Here is a 10,753-nt window from a genome sequence, read left to right as displayed (position 1 = left end):
GTTCTAACCGGCCGTACCACTCACGACCCCCGCCGGCCTTGGCCTCGCCGGGCGTTGCGCGAAAGCCCCCGTTCGTCACGTTCATGGGGTGACGAACGGGCTTGTGCGTGGCGGTGCTGACCTGGCGAAACGTTGGTCGGTTCCGAAGCGCGGGGCGGTGCGAGTGGAACCTCTGCTGCGTCTAACGCAGCAAACCTTCCACTCGCACCGCCTCGCGAGCGCCGAGCCGCACCCGCGTATCGGGCAGCCTGAGCCGTCCGCGACACTCACAACCCGGGCGGTGACGGGCCTCGATCCTTCTCGTGAGCTGCGCAAGCTCCGCTGGCCGGGATCCGGCGAACCCCTGGTCACGCAGAGCGAACCCGACGAAGACGCTGAGCCAACCGGTCGGATGGAGGCGTGGCATCTTGACTGGAAGCCCCGCTGGGTTCACGCTTACTGACAACAGCGGAGCCGTTGCGGGACGGACGAGCTGTGGAGGCATACCTGAAGACGACACGGACAAGGCTGGGCCCCATCGGGAGCGCCCCCTGGACAGAGTGCGTCTTACGGGCTAGACTGCTTCTTTGCGCTGCCCTCTTTCAGGCTGCCCGGAGCCGGTAGTTAGAGTAGTGGGCACACGGCACCCTTGACAGTCCGTAATAGCTGTTGCTATCGCGGCTGCTCACCGCACATTTGTCCCCGGAAGGACGCATCTTGGCAGTCTCTCCCGCGAACCAGGCCACTGCTGCGACCACCACGGCTACGGCGTCAACGGGAATTCCAGGAGCACCCAAGCGGGTCTCGTTCGCGAAGATCCGCGAGCCCCTGAGCACCCCCAACCTGCTTGACGTGCAGATCCGTTCATTCGAATGGTTCACCGGCGACGAGGCGTGGTTCGAACGCCGCGTCGAAGAAGGTGAAGAGAACCCCGTCGGCGGTCTCGAAGAAGTTCTCAACGAGATCTCCCCGATCGAGGACTTCTCCGGTTCCATGTCCCTGTCCTTCTCCGACCCGCGCTTCGACGAGGTCAAGGCCTCCGTCGAGGAGTGCAAGGACAAGGACATGACGTACGCGGCACCGCTGTTCGTCACCGCCGAGTTCGTGAACAACAACACTGGCGAGATCAAGAGCCAGACGGTCTTCATGGGTGACTTCCCGGTGATGACCGACAAGGGCACCTTCGTGATCAACGGCACCGAGCGTGTCGTCGTTTCGCAGCTGGTTCGCTCGCCCGGTGTGTACTTCGACACCGCCGTCGACAAGACGACCGACAAGGACGTCTTCTCCGTCAAGGTGATCCCGAGCCGGGGTGCCTGGCTCGAGTTCGACGTCGACAAGCGCGACACCGTCGGTGTCCGTATCGACCGCAAGCGCCGCCAGCCGGTCACCGTGCTGCTGAAGGCGCTGGGCTGGACGACCGAGGCGATCCGTGAGCGCTTCTCCTTCTCGGAGACGCTGATGGCCACCCTCGAGAAGGACCACACCGCCGGTACCGACGAGGCACTGCTCGACATCTACCGCAAGCTGCGTCCGGGCGAACCCCCCACCAAGGAGAGCGCGCAGACCCTCCTGGAGAACCTGTTCTTCAAGACCAAGCGCTACGACCTCGCGAAGGTCGGCCGCTACAAGGTCAACAAGAAGCTGGGTCAGACGAGCCCGTACGACACCGGCACGCTGACCGAAGAGGACATCGTCACCACCATCGAGTACCTGGTCCGGCTGCACGCCGGCGAGGACAAGATGACGATCAACGGCCAGGAGATCCCGGTCGAGGTCGACGACATCGACCACTTCGGCAACCGTCGCCTGCGCACCGTCGGCGAGCTGATCCAGAACCAGATCCGGGTCGGCCTGTCCCGCATGGAGCGCGTCGTGCGTGAGCGCATGACGACCCAGGACGTCGAGGCGATCACGCCGCAGACGCTGATCAACATCCGTCCCGTCGTGGCCGCGATCAAGGAGTTCTTCGGAACCTCCCAGCTGTCGCAGTTCATGGACCAGAACAACCCGCTGTCGGGCCTGACGCACAAGCGTCGTCTTTCGGCTCTCGGCCCCGGTGGTCTGTCCCGTGAGCGCGCCGGCATGGAGGTCCGTGACGTCCACCCGTCGCACTACGGCCGCATGTGCCCGATCGAGACCCCTGAAGGCCCGAACATCGGCCTGATCGGCTCGCTCTGCTCGTACGCGCGGGTCAACCCGTTCGGCTTCATCGAGACCCCGTACCGCAAGGTCGTCGAGGGCCGGGTCACCGACCAGGTCGACTACCTCACCGCGGACGAGGAAGACCGGTTCGTGAAGGCGCAGGCCAACGCGCCGATCACCGAAGACGGTCACTACGTCGAAGACCGCGTGCTCGTCCGTAAGAAGGGCGGCGAGGTCGAGCTGATCGACCCGATGGACGTGGACTACATGGACGTCTCGCCGCGCCAGATGGTGTCGGTCGCGACGGCGATGATCCCGTTCCTCGAGCACGACGACGCGAACCGCGCGCTGATGGGCGCGAACATGCAGCGCCAGGCCGTGCCCCTGCTGCGCAACCAGGCGCCGCTGGTCGGCACCGGCGTGGAGCTCCGCGCCGCCGTCGACGCCGGTGACGTGCTGGTCGCCGAGCAGGCCGGTGTGGTGGAGGAGCTCTCCGCCGACCTCGTGACGATCATGCACGACGACGGCACCAGGAAGAGCTACGGACTGTACAAGTTCCGCCGCTCCAACCACGGCACCTGCTTCAACCACCGCCCGATCGTCAGCGAGGGCGACCGGGTCGAGCAGGGTCAGGTCATCGCCGACGGCCCGTCCACCGAGAACGGTGAGATGGCGCTCGGCAAGAACCTGCTCGTCGCGGTCATGCCGTGGGAGGGCCACAACTACGAGGACGCGATCATCCTCTCCGAGCGCCTGGTGCAGGACGACGTGCTCACGTCGATCCACATCGAGGAGCACGAGATCGACGCCCGCGACACCAAGCTGGGCGCCGAGGAGATCACTCGGGACATCCCGAACGTCTCCGAGGAGGTGCTCGCCGACCTCGACGAGCGCGGCATCATCCGCATCGGCGCCGAGGTCCGCGACGGCGACATCCTGGTCGGCAAGGTCACGCCCAAGGGTGAGACCGAGCTGACCCCGGAAGAGCGCCTGCTCCGCGCGATCTTCGGTGAGAAGGCCCGTGAAGTCCGCGACACCTCGCTGAAGGTGCCGCACGGCGAGACCGGCAAGGTCATCGGCATCCGCGTGTTCTCGCGCGAGGACGACGACGAGCTGCCCCCCGGCGTCAACGAGCTGGTCCGCGTCTACGTGGCCCAGAAGCGGAAGATCCAGCCGGGTGACAAGCTCGCGGGCCGTCACGGCAACAAGGGTGTCATCGGCAAGATCCTGCCCGCCGAGGACATGCCGTTCATGGAGGACGGCACGCCCGTCGACATCATCCTGAACACGCACGGTGTGCCGCGTCGTATGAACATCGGCCAGGTGCTGGAACTGCACCTCGGCTGGCTGGCGTCGCAGGGCTGGAAGATCGAGGGCGAGCCCGAATGGGCGGCGAACCTCAACCAGGAGCTCTACGACGTCGACCCCGGCACGAACACCGCGACCCCGGTGTTCGACGGCGCCAAGGAGACGGAGCTCACCGGGCTGCTCGGCGTGACCAAGCCGAACCGCGACGGCGAGCGCATGGTCAAGGAGAACGGCAAGGCGACGCTGCTCGACGGGCGTTCCGGCGAGCCGTTCCCGTACCCGGTCTCGGTCGGCTACATGTACATCCTGAAGCTGCACCACCTGGTGGACGACAAGATCCACGCCCGCTCCACCGGTCCGTACTCGATGATCACCCAGCAGCCGCTCGGTGGTAAGGCGCAGTTCGGTGGCCAGCGCTTCGGTGAGATGGAGTGCTGGGCGATGCAGGCGTACGGCGCTGCCTACACGCTGCAGGAGCTGCTGACGATCAAGTCGGACGACGTGGTCGGCCGCGTCAAGGTCTACGAAGCCATCGTCAAGGGGGAGAACATCCCCGAGCCGGGCATCCCGGAGTCGTTCAAGGTGCTCCTGAAGGAGCTCCAGTCGCTGTGCCTCAACGTCGAGGTGCTCTCCAGCGACGGTTCGTCGATCGAGATGCGTGACTCCGACGACGAAGACCTCGAGCGCGCTGCCGCGAACCTCGGCATCAACCTGTCCCGCAACGAGTCGCCCTCGGTGGACGACGTCGTGCACTGATCGGCGTCAGAGGCGGGAGCTCTGCGAAGGGCTCCCGCTTCGGCCGCCAACCCCCTCTAGTCGAATCAACCCCAAGGGGATGCAAAGACGTGCTGGACGTCAATTTCTTCGATGAGCTCCGGATCGGTCTTGCCACCGCTGACGACATCCGCCAGTGGTCCTTCGGTGAAGTGAAGAAGCCGGAAACCATCAACTACCGCACGCTCAAGCCGGAGAAGGACGGGCTCTTCTGCGAGAAGATCTTCGGTCCGACCCGTGACTGGGAGTGCTACTGCGGTAAGTACAAGCGTGTCCGCTTCAAGGGCATCATCTGCGAGCGCTGTGGCGTCGAGGTCACTCGTGCCAAGGTGCGCCGTGAGCGGATGGGCCACATCGAGCTGGCCGCTCCCGTCACCCACATCTGGTACTTCAAGGGTGTTCCTTCGCGACTGGGCTACCTGCTCGACCTCGCGCCCAAGGACCTCGAGAAGATCATCTACTTCGCTGCTTACGTCATCACCGGCGTGAACACCGAGCTGCGCCACAACGACCTGCCGACCCTCGAGAACGAGATCGGCGTCGAGCGCAAGAACCTCGAGACCAAGCGTGACGCGGACATCGAGGCCCGCGCGCAGAAGCTCGAGGCCGACCTCGCCGAGCTGGAGGCCGAGGGCGCCAAGTCCGACGTCCGCCGCAAGGTGAAGGAGGGCGGCGAGCGCGAGATGCGTCAGCTGCGTGACCGCGCCGGTCGCGAGCTGGACCGTCTCGAGGAGGTCTGGACGACCTTCACGAAGCTCGACACCCGTCAGCTGATCGCCGACGAGCTGCTCTACCGCGAGCTCATCGACCGGTACGGCGAGTACTTCACCGGTGGCATGGGCGCCGAGGCCATCCAGAAGCTGGCCGCGGAGTTCGACGTCGCAGCCGAGGCCGACAACCTGCGCGACACCATCCGCAACGGCAAGGGGCAGAAGAAGCTCCGCGCGCTGAAGCGGCTCAAGGTCGTCGCGGCCTTCCAGGCCACCGGCAACGACCCGCGCGGCATGGTGCTCGACGCCGTCCCGGTGATCCCGCCGGACCTGCGTCCGATGGTCCAGCTCGACGGTGGCCGGTTCGCCACCTCGGACCTGAACGACCTGTACCGCCGCGTGATCAACCGCAACAACCGCCTCAAGCGACTGATCGACCTCGGCGCGCCCGAGATCATCGTCAACAACGAGAAGCGGATGCTGCAGGAGGCCGTCGACGCGCTGTTCGACAACGGCCGTCGCGGACGCCCCGTCACCGGTCCGGGCAACCGGCCGCTGAAGTCGCTGTCCGACCTCCTCAAGGGCAAGCAGGGCCGGTTCCGTCAGAACCTGCTCGGCAAGCGTGTCGACTACTCCGGCCGTTCGGTCATCATCGTCGGCCCGCAGCTGAAGCTGCACCAGTGCGGTCTGCCGAAGGACATGGCGCTCGAGCTGTTCAAGCCGTTCGTCATGAAGCGGCTGGTCGACCTGAACCACGCGCAGAACATCAAGTCCGCCAAGCGGATGGTGGAGCGCTCGCGCCCGCAGGTGTGGGACGTGCTCGAAGAGGTCATCACCGGCCACCCGGTGATGCTGAACCGTGCGCCGACCCTGCACCGCCTCGGTATCCAGGCCTTCGAGCCGCAGCTGGTCGAAGGCAAGGCCATCCAGCTGCACCCGCTGGTCTGTGAGGCGTTCAACGCGGACTTCGACGGTGACCAGATGGCCGTGCACCTCCCGCTGTCGGCGGAGGCGCAGTCCGAGGCCCGCATCCTGATGCTCTCGGCGAACAACATCCTCTCGCCCGCGTCGGGTCGCCCGCTCGCCATGCCGCGTCTGGACATGGTGACCGGTCTGTTCCACCTGACCCGTCTCGTCGAGAACGCCGAAGGCGCCGGCAAGGCCTTCTCTTCCCCTGCCGAAGCCATCATGGCGTTCGACCGCAAGGCGATCGGCCTCCACGCTCCGGTCAAGATCCGGATCAAGGACCGTCAGCCCGCGAAGGCCGACGAGGCCAAGCTGGCCGAAAAGGGCTGGGCGCCCGGGCAGCCGTGGCTGGCCGAGACCACCCTCGGTCGCGTGCTGTTCAACGAGCTGCTCCCGGCGGACTACCCGTTCATCAACGAGCTGATGCCGAAGAAGCGTCAGGCCGTGATCGTGAACGACCTCGCCGAGCGCTACTCGATGACCCAGGTCGCGCACACCCTCGACCGCCTGAAGGACGCCGGTTTCTACTGGGCGACCCGCTCGGGTGTCACCGTCGCCATCTCCGACGTTCTCGTCCCGGTTGGCAAGAAGGCCATCCTCGACGAGTACGAGGGCAAGGCCGATCAGGTCGAGAAGCGCTACCAGCGCGGTCAGCTGTCGCACACCGAGCGCAACAACGAGCTCGTCAAGGTGTGGACGCAGGCCACCGAAGAGGTCGCCGGCATCATGGAGACGGCGCTGCCCGAGGACAACCCGATTTCGATCATCGTGAAGTCGGGCGCCGCGGGCAACATGACGCAGATCCGGTCGCTGGCCGGTATGCGTGGCCTGGTGTCGAACCCCAAGGGTGAGTACATCCCGCGTCCGATCAAGGCGAACTTCCGTGAAGGCCTGTCGGTGGCGGAGTACTTCATCGCCACGCACGGTGCCCGTAAGGGTCTGGCCGACACGGCGCTGCGTACCGCCGACTCGGGTTACCTGACCCGTCGTCTGGTGGACGTCTCGCAGGACGTCATCGTCCGCGAGACCAACTGTGGCACCACGCGCGGTATCCAGATGAAGACCGGCGACCTGCAGGCCGATGGCCGCGTACTGCGCGACCAGCACATCGAGACCAGCATCTACGCCCGCAACCTGGCGACCGACGCTGTCGACGCCAACGGCAACGTCGTGCTCAACGCCGGTGACGACGTCGGCGACCCGGCCATCGAGAAGCTGCTCTCCAGCGGCATCGCGAAGGTCAAGGTCCGCTCGGTGCTCACCTGTGAGTCCGTCGTCGGCATCTGCGCGACCTGCTACGGCCGCTCGATGGCGACCGGTCAGCTCGTCGACGTCGGCGAGGCCGTGGGTATCGTCGCGGCCCAGTCGATCGGTGAGCCGGGCACGCAGCTGACGATGCGTACGTTCCACCAGGGTGGTGTCGCCGGTGACGACATCACGACGGGTCTTCCCCGTGTCACCGAGCTCTTCGAGGCTCGTGTGCCGAAGGGCAAGGCGCCGATCGCCGACGTCGATGGCCGCGTGCGCATCGAGGAGAGCGAGCGGTTCTGGAAGATCACGCTGATCCCGGACGACGGCGGCGAAGAGATCATCTTCGACAAGCTGTCCAAGCGTCAGCGGCTCGCGAACACCCCGAACGGCCCGCTGGGCGACGGCGACCACGTCTCGGTCGGCCAGCAGCTGCTCGAAGGCACGCCGGACCCCCACGAGGTGCTCCGTGTCATGGGTCCCCGCGAGGCGCAGATGCACCTGGTGGACGAGGTCCAGAAGGTGTACCGGGCGCAGGGTGTGTCGATCCACGACAAGCACATCGAGGTCATCGTCCGGCAGATGCTCCGCCGCGTCACGATCATCGACTCCGGTGCCACGGACTTCCTCCCGGGCGAGCTGCCCGAGCGGACCAAGTTCGAGGCGACCAACCGCGCGTCGGTGGCCGAGGGCGGCGAGCCCGCTTCGGGCCGTCCGGTGCTGATGGGTATCACGAAGGCCTCGCTGACCACGGACTCGTGGCTGTCGGCGGCGTCGTTCCAGGAGACCACCCGAGTCCTGACCGACGCGGCCATCAACGGCCGCTCGGACAAGCTCGTGGGCCTCAAGGAGAACGTGATCATCGGTAAGCTGATCCCGGCCGGTACGGGCATCAACAAGTACCGCAACATCCAGGTCCAGCCGACCGAGGAGGCGCGGGTCGCCGCTTACGCGATCCCGTCCTACGACGACGGCTACTACACCCCGGACGTGTTCGGTACGGGTACCGGTGCCGCGGTGCCGCTCGACGACTACGACTTCGGCCGCGACTTCCGCTGAGCCGAGTAGTCCTGCGAAAAGCCCCCGACCTGTCTCAGGTCGGGGGCTTTTCGTTGGTCGTGAGGGTACGGCCGGTTAGGCGTGAGCCCCTCACCTCCGTCCTTGCGACCCCTCCGATTGGCGTATCCGCCACTATCCCCCGGTGGACCGGGTACCGGATGATCGCCGAGGCGGGTTAAGCCGTACTCGAGGGGGATTTATGAACGTGCGCAACGTTTTCCGTGGTTTCTGTGTGGCCGTCACCGCGGTGCTGGGGTTGACCGTGATGGCGCCGTCGTCGATGGCGTCGCCGAGCGACACCGCCAAGCTGACCGCAGCCGGGTTCGACGTCGAAACGCTCAAGCCGGGCTGGTCACTTGTCGGCGACGAGCTCTGGTGGGACAACGGTGCGGTCCGGCAGACGATCGAGCCTTCGGCCGAGGCGGCAGGCTGCCCGGCGGGTTATGTGTGCTTCTTCAGCGGCCCGGATTTGACGGGCTATGGCATCGCCTTCGCCACGAAGGGGAAATTCATCTTCCTGCCCGAATACCAGATGGTCGGGAGCACCAGCTGGAACGACCAGATGAGCTCCTGGATCAACGCGACGGGATTCGACGCGCGCTGGTACTTCAACGTGAGCACGCCCAACACGATTCGCTGCATGGACGGCTCGCACGGCGTGAGCGGCAAGGAACACCTGCCCGCCGCCGACGACAACCAGGCCTCGGCCCTCTACATCTATACCCGCACCACTGTCTGCTCGTGACAACTCCGGCCTAAAAGGGGTGTGGGCGGCCGCCGCGGTTGCTTAGCATCGGCAACCATGGGGAACCCGGTGCGCACGCGGTCGATGATCACCTTGTTCGCGTGTGTCGCGCTGATGAACACCGCGATGACCGGCCCGACGACGGTGGCGACCTTGATCGTCGCGAAGGCGAACGGGCCGGGGTGGAGCGGGTTGCCCAGTACCGCGAGCGTGCTGGGCACCGCGATCGGCGCGTTCGCGTCCGGGTACGTGCTCGCCAGGAAAGGTCGCCGGTTCGCGCTGTCGCTCGGGTACGCGGTGGGGACCTTCGGTGCGGCGGTGGCGTTCGGCGGTGCGGTCCGGTCGTCGCTCCTCATGCTGGTCGGCGGGATTCTGCTGCTCGGGATCGGACAGGGCGGCGCGCAGCTTTCCCGTTATCTGGCAGCGGATCTGTACCCGCCGGAGCGACGCGGGTTCGCACTGTCCACTGTGGTCTGGGGTGGGACGGTCGGCGCGCTCGCCGGGCCCGCGCTGATCGCGCCCGCCGCGCACGCGGCCGAGCGGCTGGGGTTGCCGCCGCTGTCCGGGCCGGTCGTGGTGACCGTGCTGAGCGCAGGCGCGGCCTGCCTGGCGTCGATGACGTTGCCGAGGGCGGCGGGCAGTCCGGTCGCGCCGGCGAACATCGAGATCAGGGCGGTGCTGCGGCGGCCGGTCGTGCTGCGGCCGCTGCTGGCGATGATCGTCGCGCAACTGGTGATGGTCGCACTCATGGTGATGACGCCGTTGCAGCTGCAGGACCACGAGCACGGGCTCGACGTGGTCAGCTGGGTGCTGAGCGCGCACATGATCGGGATGTTCGCGCTGGCGCCGCTGTCCGGGCGGATCGCCGACCGGTTCGGCGGCCGGGTGGCCATCGCGGCCGGGCTCGGTGTGCTCGCGCTGGCCGCGGCGACCGCCATCGCGGCGCCGACCGCGCACACGACCGGGCTGCCGTTCGCGCTCTTCCTGCTCGGGTACGGGTGGAACCTGTGTTTCGTCGGCGGGAGCAGCCTGCTGAGCCGGGACCTGCCAGCCGACGAGCGTGTCCGGGTACAGGGTTCGGTGGACGCTCTGGTCTGGGGCGCGTCGGCGATCGCGAGTCTTTCGTCCGCGCAGCTCTACGTCGGCGGCGGATTTGTTCTGGTCTCGGTAGCCGGTGGGACACTCGCTGTCCTCGCGCTCACGCTGCTCACCTGTGTTCCGGCGCTTCGCGAGGTGGAGCGGGTCGAATGTGGATAGTGACGCCATGGCGTCAGACGTGCACAGCCGGACGACACGCGAGCATGGATGGACGACACGGCCGGCCGAGAGCTGCCGCCTCGTCGGGCGTGTCGTCCAGCTGGGTACGCATGATGTCCGTCTGCGTACGCGTGTCGTCCGTGCAGGGACGGGAGCCCGCCGTGCGAAGCGTTGCGGGCGGTTCTAGTTGACCGGTACTCGGTTACCTAACCGTTGGGGCTCGGCGTGAGTGGAAGGTTTGCTCCGTTGGATGCAGAAATCCTTCCACTCGCTCGACACACCCGCCTTGTCACTCAGAACGCGGCCTGGTGGGTGGGAAATAGGTCGTTCAACGCCTCAAAACCCACTCACCAACCACACGAACGCCGCGCTCACCACCCGGCCAGACAAACACCCTGATCGCGCCGTGCCCCGGCACACCCACACCAGGGGCAGGTCGTCAAACACTGGCTCGCTCTAACCGCCCGCTGAACCGCCCCGGGTTCGGTAGAGACTCGTTGTTGGGGTCAGGCGACCAGGCTGATCAGGTCGCCTGACTTGTACAGGGTCTCGAACTCGACGG

At 66.4% G+C, this 10,753-nt stretch carries 4 protein-coding genes; all 4 read left to right on the top strand.

The window, feature by feature from the left end:
* Window positions 1-696 precede the first annotated feature (696 nt).
* Window positions 697-4,188 carry a DNA-directed RNA polymerase subunit beta gene (locus ACFV15_RS46345; protein WP_378359658.1) on the top strand — a complete coding sequence of 1,164 codons (3,492 nt, stop codon included), beginning with the start codon at window positions 697-699 and terminating at the stop codon, window positions 4,186-4,188.
* Between the two features lie 89 nt (window positions 4,189-4,277).
* Window positions 4,278-8,189, top strand: a complete 3,912-nt coding sequence (locus ACFV15_RS46340) for a DNA-directed RNA polymerase subunit beta' (RefSeq protein WP_378359657.1) — start codon at window positions 4,278-4,280, stop codon at window positions 8,187-8,189.
* A 199-nt stretch (window positions 8,190-8,388) separates the two neighbouring features.
* A complete protein-coding gene (locus ACFV15_RS46335) occupies window positions 8,389-8,934 on the top strand; it encodes a peptidase inhibitor family I36 protein (protein ID WP_378359656.1) in 546 nt (181 codons plus the stop codon).
* A 57-nt stretch (window positions 8,935-8,991) separates the two neighbouring features.
* Complete coding sequence (locus tag ACFV15_RS46330; protein ID WP_378359654.1) at window positions 8,992-10,191, top strand: MFS transporter; 1,200 nt, start codon at window positions 8,992-8,994, stop codon at window positions 10,189-10,191.
* The last annotated feature ends 562 nt before the right edge of the window (window positions 10,192-10,753 follow it).

This window comes from Amycolatopsis sp. NPDC059657 (assembly GCF_042734395.1).
Classification (GTDB): Bacteria; Actinomycetota; Actinomycetes; order Mycobacteriales; family Pseudonocardiaceae; genus Amycolatopsis.
The sequence above is the reverse complement of the archived record's forward strand: the minus strand, read 5'-3'. Positions and strand labels throughout refer to the sequence as shown.